Annotated in this window: 1 protein-coding gene; it reads left to right on the forward strand. The window is 54.2% G+C overall.

The annotated features are described in order from the left end of the window. The coding region (locus JJB97_RS18405) for an IS66 family transposase (RefSeq protein ID WP_238715538.1) at nt 1-371 on the forward strand (371 nt) is incomplete at its 5' end. Between the last annotated feature and the right edge of the window lie 37 nt (nt 372-408).

Below are 408 nucleotides of genomic sequence, written 5' to 3' on the forward strand. Positions count from 1 at the left end.
TGGAAAGCTGGTTACATGAAAAGATGAAAACCCTGTCGCGACACTCAGAACTGGCGAAAGCGTTCGCATACGCCCTGAACCAGTGGCCGGCACTGACGTACTATGCAGATGATGGTTGGGCTGAGGCGGACAATAATATCGCTGAAAATGCGCTGCGGATGGTCAGTCTGGGAAGAAAGAACTGGCTGTTCTTCGGCTCTGACCACGGTGGTGAACGGGGAGCACTGCTGTACAGCCTGATCGGGACGTGCAAACTGAACGGCGTGGATCCAGAAAGCTACCTCCGTCATGTGCTTAACGTCATAGCAGACTGGCCGAACAATCGGGTGAATGAACTGCTCCCCTGGCGCGTAGCACTGCCAACTGAATAACACATCCCCGTCAATACGGTTCTCGCTGGACGCTTAC

Origin of the sequence: Tenebrionibacter intestinalis (genome assembly GCF_016632365.1) — a bacterium.
Taxonomy (GTDB): domain Bacteria; phylum Pseudomonadota; class Gammaproteobacteria; order Enterobacterales; family Enterobacteriaceae; genus Tenebrionibacter; species Tenebrionibacter intestinalis.